This is a genomic window from Paraburkholderia mimosarum LMG 23256 = NBRC 106338 (genome assembly GCF_000739815.1).
Taxonomy (GTDB): domain Bacteria; phylum Pseudomonadota; class Gammaproteobacteria; order Burkholderiales; family Burkholderiaceae; genus Paraburkholderia; species Paraburkholderia mimosarum.
On sequence record NZ_BBJJ01000019.1, the window covers coordinates 80,506 to 96,881 of the forward strand.

The following is a 16,376-nucleotide window of genomic DNA, read 5'->3' on the forward strand; positions in this document are numbered from 1 at the left end:
CTCACTCCGGGAAGTGACTGGTCACGACGAAAGCCAGCGCACCCACCAGAATCACGGGAAACGACCAGGTGTAGAGACCGACCGTGAATGGCTGGACGAGCATCGCAATGCCGAGGCCGATAAGCACGGTCGATGCCCCCTCACAGTAACGCCGTCGGAACAGGCGGCGGCGCGGCATGGCGGGTTGAGCTTTCATTTGCGCACTGCTCCGAAGGTGATCCCGCGCAACAGATGCTTGCGCAGTACAACGGTAAAGATCAGGATGGGCAGAACGAACAGCGTCGTGGCGGCCGCGACGGCCGGCCAGTCCTGTCCGCCCTCGCCAATGATGAACGGAATGAACGGCGGCATCGTCTGTGCATCGCCGCTCGTCAGCAGCAATGCGAACGCGTACTCGTTCCATGCAAAGATCAGACAGAAAATGGCCGTCGCGGCAATACCCGTGATCGCCTGAGGCAGCACGACCTTGACGAAGGCCTGCAACCGCGTATATCCGTCGACGAGGGCGGCTTCCTCATATTCGCGCGGGATTTCGTCCATGAATCCTTTGAGCAGCCACACCGCGAGCGACACGTTCACAGCCGTATAGAGCACGATCATGCCGAGGTAGCTATCGGAGAGGCCGATGGCGCGATACATCAGATAGATGGGAATCGCGACCGCGATTGGCGGCATCATCCGCGTGGACAGGATGAAAAACAGCAAGTCGTCGGCAAGCGGGATCCTGAAGCGCGAGAACGCATAGGCTGCCAACGTGCCGAGAAAAACCGCAAGGAAGGTCGAGCCGAAGCCGATCACGAGCGAATTGACGAAGCGCGGCAAGACCTTCGACGGCCCCGCAATCACCATATTGCGCTTGCGCACATCGCGGTCATACCACGTCTGAGCGGGCGGCAAGCTTGCGATGAACTCGGGCGTCTGCCGCGAGCGGATCGTGAACAGATTCACATAGCCCTCCATCGACGGGTGGAAAACCACGACGGGCGGATAGGCAACCGCGTCTTCCTGCGTCTTGAAGCTCGTGAGGATGATCCATACGATCGGCAGCGCCGCAATCAGTGCGTAGGCGATTACGATGAAGGCGGCGAACGTCTTGCTGCGCGGCGATGCCGCCACCACCGACTGTTGAAGTGCAAGGTCTGTCATCGCTGTTTCACCCGGTTGAGCGCCTTCACATAGATATTCGCCGCGCCGAAGACCACCACGAACAGGATGATCGCCAGTGCGGACGAGTACCCCGTCTGCCACTTCTCGAATGCAGCGCGCTTGAGCGTGATCGACACAGTTTCCGTTACCGAGCCCGGGCCGCCTGATGTCAGCAGGTTCACCATGTCGAACATCTTGAAGTTCTCGATACCGCGAAAGAGGATCGCAAGCATCAGGAACGGCAGGGTCATCGGCAATGTGATCGACCAGAATTGCCGCCACGGCGAAGCACGGTCCACTTCGGCCGCTTCGTAGATGTAGTCCGGAATCGAACGCAATCCCGCGAGACAGATCAGCATCACGTACGGCGTCCACATCCACGTATCGACCATCACGATGGTCCACGGCGCGAGAGGCACGTCGCCGATCATCTGAAACGAGTTCGGCGCAATGCCCGTGAAAAAGCTCACGATGTGGTTGAAAAGTCCTGTTTGCGGCTGAAGCAGGAAGGTCCAGAAGTTGCCGACCACAGCGGGCGAAAGCATCATCGGCAGCAGAATCAGCGTGGTCCAGAAGCTATGGCCGCGGAACTGCCGGTTGATCAGCAGCGCGAGCCCGAAACCGAGCAGCACTTCGAGCCCGACCGACCAGAATACGAAGCGCGCCGTCACCTGCATGGCGTACCAGATGTCTTCGTCGGTGAGTATGTCTGTGTAATTGTCGATGCCGACATTGCGCGCGGGCACGCTCGGCATGTTCGACTTGAAGTTCGTGAACGACAGCCGCAATGCCCAGATCAACGGAAAGATGTTGATGGCGAGCAGCAGCACGATAGTCGGAAGAATGAACAGCCACGCGATCGTCCGGTCCGACAGCCCGCGCAGGCGCGCGGCAGCGCGCGTCTGCGCTTGCGTCTGCAACCCTTCCGGAGGAAAAGGCTTGTTTGCCAACATGCCTGACTCCTTGTTGTCGCGGACCGGCAAGATTGATCGGCTTGCCGCTCCGCGCGTTCATGTGCGGGGACGCTAGTTCTTCCCTTCAGCCTTGAAGACCTTGTTCCAGTCCTTGACGAGCAGATCGAGCGCTTCTTTCGAGGAGCCTTTATCGGCAACCACATAGTCGTGCACGCGCTTTTGCATGTCGAGCAGCAACTCGGCATACGCAGGCTCGGCCCAGAAGTCTTTGACGATCGCCATCGACTTCAGGAATGCAGGCGCAAATGGCGCGCTCTTCGGAAAGTCCGGCGCATCGACCACTGACTTCGCCGCCGAGTAGCCGCCGAGTTGCCACCACTTCTTCTGCACATCGGGCTGCGCAAACCACTTGATGTATTCGAGCGCGTCAGCCTTGTGGTCCGAGTACGACACGACGGAAATGCCTTGCCCGCCGAGCTGGGTGAACTGTTTCGTTTCCTTTGGATTGACGAAGAAGCCAATCTTGTCGCCGCCGACATTCGGGTCCTTGTACAGTCCGGGGAAGAAGGCAAACCAGTTCATCTGCATCGCGACCTGGCCAGACTTGAACGCATCGAGTCCTTCCTGCATGTAGGCGTTCGTCATGCCGGGCGCCGTGCAACACTTGTAAAGCGCCTTGTAGAATTCGAGCCCCTTGATGGCGCCTGGCGAATTCACAAAGCCGTCCAGGCGATACGGCTTCTTCGGGTCCTCGTATTCAAAGCCGAAGTTATAGAGCATGTTGGTCACGCCCATCGTGATCCCTTCCGAACCGCGCTCCGTGAAGATATACACGCCATACACGGTTTTTCCGTCGATCTTTCGGCCCTGGAAGAACTCGGCTGTCTGCTTGAGCTCGTCCATCGTAGTGGGCGGTTCGAGTTCGCGCTTGTACTTCTGTTTGAACTCCGCGCGCAGTTCGGGCCTTGCAAACCAGTCCTTGCGATACGTCCAGCCGACGGCGTCCGCCATTGCGGGCAGCGCCCAATAATTCGGCGTGTTCTTTGGCCATTCCGAGTAGCCGACGACGGTCGCCGGCACGAAATCGTTCATCGATATCTTGTTCTTGTCGAAGAAGTCATTGAGCTTCACGTAGTGCCCATTGACCGCGGCACCACCAATCCACTGACTGTCTCCGATGATGAGGTCGCAAAGTTTCCCGTGCGAATTGAGTTCATTGATAAAGCGGTCTGCGTAGCTCGTCCACGGCACGAACTCGAATTTCATCGCAATGCCGGTTTTCGCCGTAAAGTCTTTCGACAATTCGACGAGCGCATTGGCGGGGTCCCAAGCAGCCCAACATAACGTCAACTGCTTGCCCTGCGCGTGCGCCGCCGATCCGAAGCTCAGCCCCAGCGACGCCAGCAGCGCCGCGATTACCCTTGCTGTCGTAAGACGTACCATGTCTCTTCTCCTTGTCTCCGTCGGGTCTCGAACCTGATGACAGACAGCGCCCATGCGCCGGACGCTGTATTTAGCGCTCTGGCAGACTCAGCGAGCTGTCCGCGTGTCGCGAGCTTCAGGCATGCGCATTCTCACGAAGATAAATACGGGTTTCGGGCGTCGGAATGGCGAGCACGCCGCGCACGTCGTTCAGTAAATTGATAGCGGCGAGCCCCGCGCAGTGGACGATGCCGCGCACGTCCTGATCGAGGATGACGTCGATCGCCCGCTCCGACAGTTGCGCCCGCGTGTCGGCCGTGCACTCGTGGCCGATCAGCACGACGCGCGTCTTGTCGCCCGATTCCTGCAACGTCGAGGCGATGCCGGAAATGCCACCACCCGTCACATACACGCCGACCAGATCGGGGTGCCCCGCCATCAGCCCTTGCACAGCGAGACCGGCGCTGTCGTCGTCCTCGGCGAAGTCGGGCTCGGTCAGCCAGCGCAGGTTGCGAAAGTCTTCCTCGAGAACCTGGGAGAAGCCCGTACGACGCTCGAGCTGATCGTGCAAACGCGACGACGCCGACAGCACCGCGACCGTGCCGATGCGCGCGCCCACGAAGCGTCCCATCAGCAGACCCGCGGTTCTTCCTGCCATCCGGTTATCGACGCCGACATACGCAGCCCGCGCACTCGACGGTAAATCGGAAAAGACCGTCACGACGGGCACATTCGCATCGGTCACGTCCTGGATCATTCGCTCGACCCAGGGGTAGTCGAGCGGCACGAGCACGAGCGCGTCATAGTCGATCAATTGCTGTGCGAGCGATGTTGCGTCGCGCTGGCTGGAGAGGTCGCAACGATAGAACGACGGGACGAGACGATGCTCCCGAAAGAAGCTGGCGGACAGCGCAATATCGCGCTCGACCTGATCGAGAAAGCGGGAGTTGATTTGCGGTAAGACGAAAGCGACCCGGAATGACGTGGTTTTCGCCGGCCGGCCGCGGCTTGCGCGTTCGTCACGCAACGCGGCCAGCGCGAGATGGACGCGGTCGGCTGTCTCCGGACGAACCCCCTGATCGTCGCGCAGCACACGATCGACCGTGGCCACGCTCACGCCAGCTCGACGCGCAATCATCATACGTGTAGCCGGCATGAGTCTCCTCCGGTGCCAGGCGAAGAATCGTTTTGTTAACCCAAGATAGTTTTTTGCACGCGAAATGCAAGCTTTTTTGACGCGTTAAATGCGTCAATTTTGAAGACGAAATCGCCGCAAAGCACTTTATGGAAGCGATCAAGTTCGCGCGGCAGCGGGGCCGACCAGCCGCACCCCGGGAACCGGCGCGAGAACCTGCGTGGCATAGCCGAGGGGCGCGGCTCACCGCTCACGCCACGTTCGAAGATCCCACCTGTTCCCTGGAAGCGGCGGCGCGACACCGTATCGAATTGCGGGCGCTGCTATTCAGGCCTGCGCGAGAGGCATGGATGACATGCTCCCGCTGAACCCCGAAAGCATGCCTCGCATCACAAGTTTTGCCTAAGCTTTAGCTTGCGAAGCTTGAACGTGAGTTTCCAGCCCCTCGAGCAAGATCCTGCGCCATGCCGAGCGGGCCGTGTCCTCACGCTGGCGCGGACGCGCGCCGCCGACTTCGATAATGCGGCTGGCAGGTCTTGCCCGCGCTCCGCCGGCAGGCTCCAGCAACACGATCCGGTCGGCCAGATGCAGCGCCTCGTCGATATCGTGCGTGACGACGAGCGCGGCCGTTCGATGGGCGTCCACGATGGCGAGCAGCAAGTCCTGAAGGCGCATGCGCGTCATCGCGTCGACGGCGCTGAACGGCTCGTCGAGCAACAGCAGTTGCGGCTGCGTGAACAACCCGCGCGCAATCGCCACGCGCTGAGCCATGCCGCCCGACAGATGCTTGGGCCATAGCGCGCCGTCTTCTGCACGCAACCCGACCTCATCGAGCAGAGACCTCGCGCGTGCTAGCGCGTCGCCGCGTGCGCGTTGCGGAAAGCACACGTTCTCTGCCACCCGCAGCCATGGCAACAGGCGCGGCTCCTGAAAGATCACCCCTGCCAGCGGTGACGGCCCGCGCTGCACTTCGCCGTTGTAGGCAACCGTGCCCGCGTAATCGCGATCCAGCCCCGCTGCAATGCGCAGCAGTGTGCTTTTCCCGCAGCCGCTCGGGCCGAGCAGCGCCACGATCTCTCCGGGCGCGAGCGTGAGCCGCAGGCTGTCGAGAATCGGCCGGACGCCGTAGCGCTTGTAGCGGATGTCGATATCGACGAGGGGCGGGCGCGGAGGTTGCGGATCGCGCGCCGCGCTGATCGACGAAGCCGCGATCATGTGCGCGCCCCCTCGACACTCGTATCGCGCCAGGCCAGCACGTGCGCCTCGAGTGCCTTCATTGCGCTGTCCGTCAACTTGCCGAGCAATCCGAGCAGGATGATGGCGCCAAAGACGATATCGGGTCGGCCCGTCTCGCGGCCATCGCTCAGGAGATAGCCAAGGCCACGCGTGGCGGCGATCAGCTCGGCCGCGACGACGAACATCCACGAGACTGCCAGCCCCGTGCGCAGCCCCGTGAAAACATGCGGCAACGCAGCGGGCAACAGGATCCGCACGAATAACCGCCACGAAGACAATCGATAGACCGCGCCTAGCTCCACGAGCTTCCGGTCGACGTTTCGGACTCCAGAGAGTACGCTCAAATGCACGGGAAAGAATGCGCCAATCGCGACGAGCGTGATTTTTGGCGCTTCGTCGATCCCCATCCACAGCAGCAACACGGGCACCCACGCGAGCGAAGGAATTGCGCGCAGCGCCTGAAAACTCGGATCGAGCAGTGCGTCGAGCCGGCGGCTCAAGCCCATCCCCGCGCCGACGACCACCGCGAGCAGCGCGCCGCAGGCGAACCCGGCCGCCACGCGCGCCGTGCTCTGGACGATGTGCTTGAGCAAGGTTTCGCCGCCGAGCTGCCAGAGCGCCTGCGCAATTTCCGAAGGCGCGGGCACGAGATTGTCCGGCAAGACCCGGGCACGCACGAGAACTTCCACGACGCACAGGAATACGACCGGCAGCAGCGCGCCCGCCATGCGCCAGGCGCGCGGCGCGCGCTCTGCCTGGGCGCCCGCTTCCTGCGCCGGCACATTGGTGCGTGGTGTGTCGCCTTGCGCGAAAGCCCCTGTCCTTCGCCTTGCCCCGATCGCGTCGGATTCCGCCAGCGAGCGCGCGGCCGCTTCTTCGACTGCCATGTCAGCCCGCGTGGTTACTGACGTTGAGCCGACGCGAGCGCCGGCTGCGACGCCTGCGCATCGATCAGCGATTCGATCACCTGGTTCAGATCGGTGCCCGGCTTGACCAGTTGCTCCTGAACCAGGATAGGCGCGGCAGCTTCCAGCGCCTTGATCTGTTCCGCGCCCGGTCGAGGGTGACTGAAGTCGTTGCGGCTCAGTTGCAGCCTGGCAACGGCGAGCGACACCTTCGAGTCTTCGGAGACGATTTGCGCCGCCTCTTCGGGGTGCGCGCCGATCCACTCTCTTGCATGCTCATACACCTTGAGCACGCGCGTTACGGTGTCCGGGTACTGCTTCAGGAACGCGTCGCGCACGTTCAGGAAACCCCATGTGTTGAAATTGACGTTGCGGTACAGCAGCCGCGCGCCGTTGTCGACTTCCGCGGCAGCCATGTGGGGATCGAGCCCGGCCCACGCATCGACCTGACCGTTGACCAGTGCGGTGCGGCCATCCGGATGCTGGAGATTGACGATCTCGACGTCATCCTTCGTCAGGCCCACCGTATGCAGCGCACGCAGCGTGAAGAGGTAGGGATCGGTGCCCTTCGTGGCGGCAATCTTCTTGCCCTTCAGGTCGGCGAGCGACTTCAGCGGCGAATCCTTGCGCACCACCAGCGCCGTCCACTCCGGGCGCGAAAAGATATACACGGTCTTGATCGGATTGCCGTTCGCCTTGCCGAGCACGGCCGCGAGGCCGGCGGTCGAGCCGATATCGATCGCGCCGCTATTCAGATACTCCAGTGCGCGATTGCTGCCGAGGCTCAACACCCAGCGCACCTGCGTGTGATCCGGCGCGAACTCCTGCTCGAGCCAGCCATTGCGTTTGATCACCAGGCTTTCCGGCGAGTAGTACGCGTAGTCGATCTTGAGTTCCGCAGGCGCGGCGGCGGCGGCCCCTGTCGGCGCTGCAACCGCCGCGAGCAGCCACAGTGCAGCCAGCTTGGGCCAGGCGCGCAGCGACTGGCCGATATGCCGCCGCAGCGGCGTCTTCGTCGATTGGTTCTGCATGTGCTTTCCTCTTTTTTTGGCTTGTAGCGTGAGGAGCCGCGTGCGCCACGCGGCATACCCGTCGAGCCTGCCAGCATAGAAAGCCCTGCCGCAAAGCGGAACCAAGAATCAGTCAGATCGAAAGATGCGCAAAGAATATCCTCGCGCGAAGACACGGCCGCCGCGTCAACACGCAGCCGGTTTGCCGCGCTGGTCGATCCATAGCCGAGCCCAGCGGGAGGCATACGCAATGGCGTGATCGGCCTCGAAAAAATAATCGATCGCTTCGAAAGAAAACGACGATCCAGTCGCCGACGACCCGTTCCCGATCGTCAGGTTCGCCGCATACAGTCCGCTCGGTAACGCATGGGCGGACGGTTCGACGTTGTATCCCTTGTATCGCATGAAGGTTCCCATAAAGACACTCGCGGACACGAGCGTCCGCAGCACTTCATCCTGGTGCAAGAAGCGCGCGGCGCCAAAGAATGCTTTGGCGTTAGCAAATCAGCATGAGCATCACTTCGTCATTACGATGCGCATCGCCGCTGAGCGCGCGCTATCGTACGGCTATTTCGCTGCCAGATGTTTCCGCCAAAAAACTGACACGCAATACAGCTGTCGCCTGATGCTCCCCACCCCGACCTCGTGACGGCGCGAACACCAATGCCAGAGAGGTCTCGATTCCAAATTAGCGATCCGAAATAATTCTGTGTCGCTTCGTTCCACGGCACCAAAGGACAAGGTCAGAGTTGGCGTCAACTCAGGGCGCTCAGCTGCGCCGCTTCCGATACAACACCAATGTCGCCACCAGCCCGCATGCAGCGGCGAACCCCATCCAGAAGCCGGGTGCTGCCTTGTCGCCGGTGGCCTCTATCAGGTACGTCGAGATCGCCGGCGTGAAGCCACCGAACAGGGCGGTGGCCAGGCTGTACGCAAGCGAGAAGCCCGCCACCCGCACTTCCACTGGCATCACCTCAGTGAGTGCCACCACCATCGCGCCGTTGTACATGCCGAAGAAGAATGAGAGCAACTGCAGCACCAGCAACATGCGCCCGAAGCTGGGCGCGGCCGCCAGCCAGGACAGCGCCGGCCAGGACGAGAACAGTGCCAGCACGGTGATCGTCAGCAGGATCGGGCGGCGGCCGATTCGGTCAGACAGCGCGCCGCCGATCGGCAGCCAGATGAAGTTGGAGATGCCGACGCACAACGTGACGATCAGTGCATCGGCAGTGCTTAGCTTGAGCACGGTCTTGCCAAACGTAGGCGTGTAGACCGTGATCAGGTAAAAGGTGGTCGTGGTCATTGCCACCAGCATCATGCCGGCGATCACGGTTCGCCAGTTGACCAACATCGACTGGAAGACCTCGCTGGTGGCCGGATGATGACGGCGCTGGCTGAATTCCGCGGTCTCCTGCAGCGAGCGGCGCAGCACAAACAGAAAGGGCACAATAATGCAGCCGATCAGGAAGGGGATGCGCCAGCCCCAGGCGCCCACCTGCTGCGCCGTCAGATAAGCGTTGAGTGCGTAGCCCAGCGCAGCGGCCACTACGATGGCCACCTGCTGGCTCGCCGACTGCCAGGCCGTATAGAAGCCCTTGTGTCCCGGCGTAGCCATCTCGGCGAGGTAGACCGATACGCCACCCAGTTCGGCGCCGGCGGAAAAACCCTGCAACAGGCGGCCCATCAGGACCAGGAGCGGGGCCAGCAGGCCGATGGCGGCATAGCCGGGTACCAGCGCGATCAGGATGGTGCCGCTGGCCATGATCGACAGCGTGACGATCAGGCCTTTGCGGCGCCCGACCCTATCTATATAGGCGCCCAGCATGATGGCGCCGAGCGGACGCATCAGGAAACCGGCGCCGAACGCGGCGAAGGTCAGCATCAGCGAGGCGAACTCGCTGTTGGCCGGAAAAAAAGTGTGGGCGATGTAGGTGGCATAGAATCCGAACAGGAAGAAGTCGAACTGCTCAAGGAAATTTCCGCTGGTGACCCGCAGCACCATACCCAGCCTGGATGACCGCTGAGTTGGTGCTGTGCCTGTTAATTTTGCCTCCATTGCCGGCCTCCTTCAGGTTTGCCGTCCCGCTGAGGTCGCTAACTGTTTGAGCGCCGCGCGACTCCTGCTGCACAATTCAAATATATGCCCTGGCCGCCTCTCCCGCCAGGCAGACGCCGGCCAACAGGCTTTTTCAGCGTGCCCGATGCAAATCGACAATCTAATGGCGTTCTCGAATGGCCACATAGGGGCGGTGTCATTGCTCCCGATCCGCTTTCCAGGAAATTGAAGGGCCGCTCGGAGCTGCCACATAAACCACACCTAAACCTGGCCCTCGCCACTTGCCGCCGTCGCCCGTGTCGAGCCTTCCATGCTCTGCCAGCGAACCATCAAGGAAAGGCGTATCTTGTTTCATACTTTGAACTTGCGTATCTCCAATGAATCCAGTCTGCCGCCACCGGGCACTGGCGAAGTATTCGCTACCGCGCGCCATCACCATCGCCATGACATTGATCGCGATGGGCATCAGCGGATGCGTTGCCCCGTCACCGCCCTCTTCTAACGCCTCGCAATCACCTGTTCCCGGTCCGACGTCCCTCGATGCTGCGATCGGCAGTTCGCAGCGTGCCGAGCGCGCCAGGGCGCGCGACGTCTATCGTCATCCGAAGGAGACCCTGCAGTTCTTCGACCTCGGTCCCGCACAAACGGTACTCGAGATCGCACCGGGTAGCGGTTGGTACACGGATATTCTTGCGCCTTTTCTGCATGACACCGGTCATCTGTATGAGGCTCAATATGTCAGCACCTCAGCGGAACTGAGATCCGAAGACCGTCAAACCGATGCAGCGTATCTGCGCAAGCTCGCGAGCGCCCCGGCGATCTATGGAAATGTCGTGGTCGGTACTTTGCACGCGGGCGAGTTCACCGGCTTTGACGCGCATGAGCGATTCGACCGGGTACTCACGTTTCGCAACATCCATAACTGGATCAAGGATGGCCAGCTCGATGCGAACCTGCGCGCGTTCTATGGCGCGCTGAAATCCGGTGGCGAACTCGGCGTCGAAGAGCATCGCGCCCGGCCGGGCACGAGCGTGCAGCAGATGATCGATACTGGCTACGTGACCGAGGCCTTCGTCATCGCGCACGCGCAGGCGGCCGGCTTCGTACTCGCCGCGCGCAGCGAGATCAACGAAAACGCGTCGGACACGAAGGATTATCCGCATGGCGTGTGGTCGCTGCCACCGACCTACGAGGGTGGCGACGCGGACCGCGCACGTTATGCCGCGATCGGAGAATCGGATCGAATGACGCTCAAGTTCGTCAAGCCTTAGCAGGGCACGCCCGCTGTTCACTAATTTCGCAACAACCTCTTGATCTATTGACAAGTAGGTAGCTGGTGCGCAGGGTGCCAGCCCGGTGTGGCAAGCTGGTTCACGTATCAGGAGGATTGCGCTAACTCGCGCACGTAGCACGGGTATTCCTGCTTCTGCACGCGCGTAGCCTCAGGATCCACCGTGGCGATGCGGAGCGTCGTCTCCTCACATGTTTCGCCGATTGGCTGGCCGTCAGCCGACACGGCGAAGCCGACGCCGCCGAATACCTGTCCTCGTGGCGCAGTGCCGTGGCGGTTCGAACTGACGAAGCAGGCCCCCGACACGATGGCGGCCAGCGAGCCGGCTGTTCTCCAGCGATACAGCGATGTGCCGCTTGCGCGAGGCGCGACGATTACGTCTGCACCTGCGTTGCCGTATGCGCGCGCATGCTCGTTGAAGAAAAGCTCGGTGCAGAGCAGCACACCGACCCTGACGGCGCCAATGTCGACGCAATGAAAACCCTCCATGCCGCGCACGAACCAGCTTTCCTCGAAGAAGCCGGGTTCCTGCGGGAAGAATTTTTTGTGATGTATAGGGCGGTAGCGATCGCCTTCGACCACGAACGCCTCGTTCGCGAGCCGGTCACCGAACGAGACAGGGCGCGACGAAATCACCGCGCCGACATCCAGTCGACTTAGTTCACCCAGGGCCTGCTCATGCAGTTCAACCCAGCGCTGCGCAGCGGCCGCATCGTATTGGGGCTGCTCTGGCAGCCATGTTCCGAATGGCATTTCGTTGGTGACGAGGAGATCCGCGTTCGCAGCAGAAACCGCACGGCGGATCTGCTCCCAAGCGTCACCCTGCGGCAGCAGGCCCTCGGGCCATTGTACGTACGCGATTCTTGCGCTTTTCATCTTTCCTCCTTGTCGTGTGTCTAGTTGGCTGATTGAATTCAGCGTCGTGCAGAAGGATGGCGGAAGCAGATTTTTGGAGCAGGACGTGTGTAATGCGAGCACTCGGCGTTTCGACGACAACGTGGCACCCTTCTTATCAGACATTGAATTTTGCCAGTGCGGCGAAAAAAAGTGGGTCGTTCCCACAGCAGTACCGTGGTCGTTGCAGTTGTGAATGGCCAGGCGCGTGCTGTTAACAGCACGCGCCTGCACGACGATCCGTAGGGCTGCTCCACGAAATGAGGCGAGTTGACAGTCAATCCTCTCGGACTGTGCGCAATACGGTCACGGCGACGCCATTTTCGCCGCGCCGTGCTCGAAGCGCGCGAAATGACGCTCGAGCGTGCCCTCTGCACGCATGTGTCGTCGGCGAATCTACGTGATAACGCCCGGAACGCTGGCGCGAGCGAATGGCGTTTCGTGGCACGCATTGGGTCCGACGGTCAAACGCCCGCACGTCTCCCCTGCATTCCAAGCTTGTCTTTCCCTTTCAGCGAGTCCACCAGATGCTGACGGAATCCTTCGGCTGCCGGGGAGACTGCGCGGATCGAAGAGTGGTAGAGGCACACCTCACGCATCACTTCCGGTTCTACGATGCGGCGCATGACAAGGCCAAGCGGCCTCGCCAGCAAGCCAACGTAGGCCGGAGCCAGCGTCAACGCCAGGCCGGCCGCTGCGATGCCGAGCGCGGTGGTGATGTTGTCGACCACGTCCCTGGGGGCAATGCGCTCGTCGTCTGCCGCGCCGGTGTGCATGAGCGACACATTACGTTCGTAGTCCCGGCCTGCGGCAACCAGCGGTTGCTTTCGCAAATCGCCCCATGTAATCCGGGCTCGCTTTGCGAAGTCGTGCTCCGGGGCGCACCAAAGCACCCACGGGCTCTTGAACAGACTCATACGTGTCACGTCATCGCCAACCACCTGGTCCGGCCCGATAGCGAGGTCGACGTCTGCATTGGCTACCATGTCGACGAGATCATCGACTGCCGTATCCCGAATCCGGATAACCACCTTGGGATGGCTCTGCCCATACGTCTTCATGGCGACAGGCAACATCGTCGTTGCAATCACAAGCGGGGCCGCAATCCGAACGATCCCCGCAGCGCGATTCCGGATATCGTCCGCCGCGGCCTGGGCCAGTTCGATATTCCTCAACACGGTCCTCGCGTGAACGACGAACTCCCGCCCCGCCGGTGCCAGCGCAACGCTGCGCGTGGTGCGATCAAACAAGCGAAAACCCACACCGGCTTCGAGTTCCGCAATCAGCAAACTCACGGCAGACGGGGACAGGTTCAGGCGCTCCCCGGCCCGCGCAAAATTGCGGACGTCCGCCACGGTAAGGAAAGCAGCAAGTTGCTTTGGCGTAAATCGGGCACCGGACACAACGACCTCTATTGAACAGGTTTTCTCAATAATAAGCGAGAAATCATCGTTTGTCTTATTGAATTGCCCGACGCAAACTTCCGTCACAAAAACCGACTATTCCGACTCAGGAGACACATCGTGGCGCACCCATTCACCGCGCACCTCGAGCAGGAGGAACAGCTCGAAGAACGCGCTTACTCGATCGTTACCTGGCGGCTGGTGCCGTTCCTCTGTCTGTGCTTCGTCATCGCATTCCTGGACCGCGTGAACATTGCCTTTGCGAAACTGCAGATGGTCTCGGAGCTGGGCTGGAGCGAGCAGGTCTACGGCTTCGGCGCCGGCATCTTCTTTCTCGCCTATTTCGTATGCGAGGTACCGAGCAATCTGATCATGCATCGGGTCGGCGCACGTCGATGGATCGCCCGGATCATGATTTCGTGGGCCGTGCTGACAGGCCTCATGGCATTCGTTCACACGACGACGGCCTTCTATGTGGTCCGCTTCCTGATCGGCGCTGCGGAAGCGGGCTTCTTTCCAGGAATCATCCTTTACCTGACCTACTGGTATCCGGCGAGGCGTCGGAGCCGCGTGATCGCGACGTTCATGACGGCGATTCCAATCGCCGGAGTAAGCGGCGGCATTCTCTCAGGATGGATTCTGTCAACGTTTCACGGGTTGGCCGGCCTCTCCGGATGGCAATGGCTGTTCGTGATGGAAAGCGTACCGTCGCTGATCGTCGGCATCGTTGCACTGTTCTATCTCGACGACAGTATCCGCAACGCGAAGTGGCTGGACGACGAAGCGCGTTCCCGGCTGATTGCGAACATCGAAGCCGAGTCACAGACCAAACAGACGGTATCGCTCCCCGCAGCGTTGCGCCGACCCGCAGTTTGGCTGCTGGCATTGGCATACTTCGGCTCCGCGATGGGACAGTACGGTTTCGGTTTCTGGTTGCCGTCGATCATCAAGCATATGGGCGTCGCTTCTACGCTGAATGTCGGCCTGTTGTCAGCGATTCCATACGCGTTCGGCATCGTCGCGATGCTGGCGGTCGGGCGCAGCGCAGATCGAAGCGGCGAGCATCGCTGGCATTACCTTGTACCTTGCGCTGCCGCTGCGCTTGGGCTGGCAGTGGCCGCGCTCTATAGCGGGCAGCAATTGGTCTCGCTTGCCGCGCTGACCGTTGCATGCATGGGATTGCAGTGCCTTGCGCCCGTGTTCTGGCGCATTCCAACCTCGTTGCTGGGTGGAGTTGCAGCGGCCGCTGGCATCGCACTGATCAACTCCATCGGCAACCTCGCCGGGTTCGTCAGCCCCTACATGATTGGCTGGATCGTGGACCACAGCGGTAGCGCGAACGTCGCGCTTTATGTCATCGCGGCGTTCCTGTTGTTGTCGGCAGGCATCGTTTTTGGGCTACCGCGCAATGCCGGCCGTGATCGGCTATCCAACATCGGACCAACGCAATGACCCCGAACATCAATCAGCCTGACCCATTCGTCGCGGCGCTCACCACGGTACTCGGCGACGCTTCGGTCGTCCGCGATGCGTCAGTCGCGTCGGCCCATGCCGGAGACTGGAGTGAAGCGGCACGCTGCACGCCCGGCATCGTTGTGTTTCCGCGCACACCGCAGCAGGTGGCCGTGACACTGGAGATATGTGGCCGTTTTCGTCGCCGCGTCGTCGTGCAAGGTGGCCTGACGGGACTCGCTGGAGGCGCGACGCCGCGCGAAGGCGAAGTTGCGCTTTCTTTATCGAAGCTCGATACGATCGAGGAAATCGACACGATAGGCGGCACTGCCACGGTGCAGGCAGGCGTCATTCTCGAAGAGTTGCAGCGACACGTCGAAGAAGAAGGCTGGTATTTCCCGCTCGATCTCGGCGCTCGCGGCTCGTGCCAGATCGGCGGCAACGCGGCCGTCAACGCCGGCGGCAACCGGGTGATCCGCTTCGGCACGATGCGCGACATGGTGCTCGGCCTCGAAGTCGCATTGCCCGACGGGCGTTTGCTCAGCATGCTCAATCGCGTCACGAAGAACACGACGGGCGTGGATCTGAAGCACCTGTTCATCGGCAGCGAGGGTACGCTGGGCGTGATCACGAGGCTCGTCATCAAGCTTTCCCCCCAGCCTGCGAACGCATGCACGGCGCTCTGTGCGCTTCCGTCGTTTGATGCCGCAACGCGGCTCGTTCGCGACGCGCGCGCGAGACTGCCGGGCCTCTCCGCATTCGAGGTCATGTGGGACGACTTCATGGTCGCCGCGCGCGAGATCCAGACATTGAGGCCCGCGTTCGACGCGCCTGCGCCGGTGTATGCATTGATGGAAACGCTCGGCACCGACGAAGCTGGCGAACGGCAGCAACTCGAGGCGTTTCTCGCGGATGCGTTCGACCGCGGGCTCGTCGCCGACGCCATAGTGGCCCAGTCGATGGACGACGCGCAGCGGCTTTGGGCCTATCGCGAGACCGTCGGCGAGTTGCTGTCTCATCTCAAGCCGCACGCCGCATTCGACGTTGGGGTTCCGATGGCAGCAATGGAGCGCTTCGTCGACTCGACACGCAAAGCACTCACGCAGCAGTTTCCGCACCAACGTCACCTGTTCTTTGGACATATCGGCGACGGAAACCTTCATGTGCTCTCGGGGCCCCACCACAGCCCGGAGGACCTGCATCGCGTTGAAGACCTGGTCTATCGAGCGGTCGCTGATGTCGGTGGCTCGATCTCTGCGGAGCATGGCATCGGGGTCGTGAAGCGAGACTTTCTGCACCATAGTCGCTCTGCTGACGAGATTGCGTTGATGCAGGAAATCAAGAACTTGCTGGACCCCGCAGGCGTGCTCAATGCTGGCCGGATTCTTTGAAAGACTGAATGGAAGCAACGTGAAGATAATCGTCGCAGCAAAGAGCGACGTTCGCGTCGAAGGTGACCGTCGCTGAGGAGGGTGGACAACCGCGGGCCGAAGTGGTGCGCGAAGTGGCCGG

General features: G+C 61.4%; 15 protein-coding genes. 3 read left to right on the forward strand and 12 right to left on the reverse strand.

Annotated features, from left to right (window positions below):
- Position 1: 1 nt before the first annotated feature.
- From BMI01S_RS16275 to BMI01S_RS41930, 10 genes are all read right to left on the reverse strand, one after another.
- The gene (locus tag BMI01S_RS16275) at positions 2-196 is read right to left on the reverse strand and encodes a hypothetical protein (RefSeq protein ID WP_028213833.1); all 195 of its coding nucleotides are present in this window, start codon (positions 194-196) and stop codon (positions 2-4) included.
- On the reverse strand, positions 193-1,146 hold the full coding sequence (locus tag BMI01S_RS16280; RefSeq protein WP_028213834.1) for a carbohydrate ABC transporter permease: 954 nt from the start codon (positions 1,144-1,146) through the stop codon (positions 193-195). Before BMI01S_RS16280 ends, BMI01S_RS16275 begins: the two co-directional genes overlap by 4 nt.
- Positions 1,143-2,099 (reverse strand): carbohydrate ABC transporter permease, encoded by a 957-nt coding sequence (locus BMI01S_RS16285; protein WP_028231547.1) that lies wholly within the window; start codon positions 2,097-2,099, stop codon positions 1,143-1,145. Before BMI01S_RS16285 ends, BMI01S_RS16280 begins: the two co-directional genes overlap by 4 nt.
- A 72-nt stretch (positions 2,100-2,171) precedes the next feature.
- Positions 2,172-3,503, reverse strand: coding sequence for an ABC transporter substrate-binding protein (locus tag BMI01S_RS16290; protein WP_028213836.1), 1,332 nt, complete (start codon positions 3,501-3,503; stop codon positions 2,172-2,174).
- Between the two features lie 115 nt (positions 3,504-3,618).
- The gene (locus BMI01S_RS16295) at positions 3,619-4,638 is read right to left on the reverse strand and encodes a LacI family DNA-binding transcriptional regulator (protein WP_028213837.1); all 1,020 of its coding nucleotides are present in this window, start codon (positions 4,636-4,638) and stop codon (positions 3,619-3,621) included.
- Positions 4,639-5,019: 381 nt separating this feature from the next.
- Positions 5,020-5,814: an ABC transporter ATP-binding protein gene (locus BMI01S_RS16300; protein ID WP_028231548.1), complete on the reverse strand. Its 795-nt coding sequence runs from the start codon at positions 5,812-5,814 to the stop codon at positions 5,020-5,022.
- 14 nt (positions 5,815-5,828) lie between these two features.
- The gene (locus BMI01S_RS16305; RefSeq protein WP_081723467.1) at positions 5,829-6,740 is read right to left on the reverse strand and encodes an ABC transporter permease; all 912 of its coding nucleotides are present in this window, start codon (positions 6,738-6,740) and stop codon (positions 5,829-5,831) included.
- Positions 6,741-6,754: 14 nt separating this feature from the next.
- Entirely contained in the window at positions 6,755-7,789 is a 1,035-nt protein-coding gene (locus BMI01S_RS16310; RefSeq protein ID WP_036045482.1) for an aliphatic sulfonate ABC transporter substrate-binding protein, read from the reverse strand.
- 748 nt (positions 7,790-8,537) lie between these two features.
- Positions 8,538-9,824, reverse strand: coding sequence for an MFS transporter (gene tcuC / locus BMI01S_RS16320; RefSeq protein WP_028213841.1), 1,287 nt, complete (start codon positions 9,822-9,824; stop codon positions 8,538-8,540).
- A 196-nt stretch (positions 9,825-10,020) separates the two neighbouring features.
- A complete protein-coding gene (locus BMI01S_RS41930) occupies positions 10,021-10,290 on the reverse strand; it encodes a hypothetical protein (protein ID WP_167334427.1) in 270 nt (89 codons plus the stop codon).
- On the opposite strand from BMI01S_RS41930, the gene BMI01S_RS16325 reads away from it, so the two are divergent.
- Positions 10,283-11,095 (forward strand): class I SAM-dependent methyltransferase, encoded by an 813-nt coding sequence (locus tag BMI01S_RS16325; protein WP_255217803.1) that lies wholly within the window; start codon positions 10,283-10,285, stop codon positions 11,093-11,095. The genes BMI01S_RS41930 and BMI01S_RS16325 overlap by 8 nt on opposite strands.
- Before the next feature lie 107 nt (positions 11,096-11,202).
- On the opposite strand, the gene BMI01S_RS16330 is transcribed toward BMI01S_RS16325, so the two are convergent.
- Together BMI01S_RS16330 and BMI01S_RS16335 are read right to left on the reverse strand one after the other, a co-directional pair.
- The gene (locus BMI01S_RS16330; RefSeq protein WP_244145362.1) at positions 11,203-12,135 is read right to left on the reverse strand and encodes a carbon-nitrogen hydrolase family protein; all 933 of its coding nucleotides are present in this window, start codon (positions 12,133-12,135) and stop codon (positions 11,203-11,205) included.
- Positions 12,136-12,473: 338 nt separating this feature from the next.
- Complete coding sequence (locus BMI01S_RS16335; RefSeq protein ID WP_028231551.1) at positions 12,474-13,412, reverse strand: LysR family transcriptional regulator; 939 nt, start codon at positions 13,410-13,412, stop codon at positions 12,474-12,476.
- Positions 13,413-13,532: 120 nt separating this feature from the next.
- Between BMI01S_RS16335 and BMI01S_RS16340 the strand changes: the two genes are divergently transcribed.
- A complete protein-coding gene (locus BMI01S_RS16340; RefSeq protein ID WP_028231552.1) occupies positions 13,533-14,864 on the forward strand; it encodes an MFS transporter in 1,332 nt (443 codons plus the stop codon).
- Positions 14,861-16,255, forward strand: a complete 1,395-nt coding sequence (locus BMI01S_RS16345) for an FAD-binding oxidoreductase (protein WP_028231553.1) — start codon at positions 14,861-14,863, stop codon at positions 16,253-16,255. Before BMI01S_RS16340 ends, BMI01S_RS16345 begins: the two co-directional genes overlap by 4 nt.
- Positions 16,256-16,376 lie beyond the last annotated feature (121 nt).

Excerpts from the sequence above, each read along its gene's own strand:
- BMI01S_RS16275 (WP_028213833.1), bottom strand. The coding sequence starts at position 196 with ATGAAAGCTCAACCCGCCATGCCGCGCCGCCGCCTGTTCCGACGGCGT.
- BMI01S_RS16280 (WP_028213834.1), bottom strand. The coding sequence starts at position 1,146 with ATGACAGACCTTGCACTTCAACAGTCGGTGGTGGCGGCATCGCCGCGC.
- BMI01S_RS16285 (WP_028231547.1), bottom strand. The coding sequence starts at position 2,099 with ATGTTGGCAAACAAGCCTTTTCCTCCGGAAGGGTTGCAGACGCAAGCG.
- BMI01S_RS16290 (WP_028213836.1), bottom strand. The coding sequence starts at position 3,503 with ATGGTACGTCTTACGACAGCAAGGGTAATCGCGGCGCTGCTGGCGTCG.
- BMI01S_RS16295 (WP_028213837.1), bottom strand. The coding sequence starts at position 4,638 with ATGCCGGCTACACGTATGATGATTGCGCGTCGAGCTGGCGTGAGCGTG.
- BMI01S_RS16305 (WP_081723467.1), bottom strand. The coding sequence starts at position 6,740 with ATGGCAGTCGAAGAAGCGGCCGCGCGCTCGCTGGCGGAATCCGACGCG.
- BMI01S_RS16310 (WP_036045482.1), bottom strand. The coding sequence starts at position 7,789 with ATGCAGAACCAATCGACGAAGACGCCGCTGCGGCGGCATATCGGCCAG.
- tcuC (WP_028213841.1), bottom strand. The coding sequence starts at position 9,824 with ATGGAGGCAAAATTAACAGGCACAGCACCAACTCAGCGGTCATCCAGG.
- BMI01S_RS16325 (WP_255217803.1), top strand. The coding sequence starts at position 10,283 with ATGGGCATCAGCGGATGCGTTGCCCCGTCACCGCCCTCTTCTAACGCC.
- BMI01S_RS41930 (WP_167334427.1), bottom strand. The coding sequence starts at position 10,290 with ATGCCCATCGCGATCAATGTCATGGCGATGGTGATGGCGCGCGGTAGC.
- BMI01S_RS16330 (WP_244145362.1), bottom strand. The coding sequence starts at position 12,135 with ATGTCTGATAAGAAGGGTGCCACGTTGTCGTCGAAACGCCGAGTGCTC.
- BMI01S_RS16345 (WP_028231553.1), top strand. The coding sequence starts at position 14,861 with ATGACCCCGAACATCAATCAGCCTGACCCATTCGTCGCGGCGCTCACC.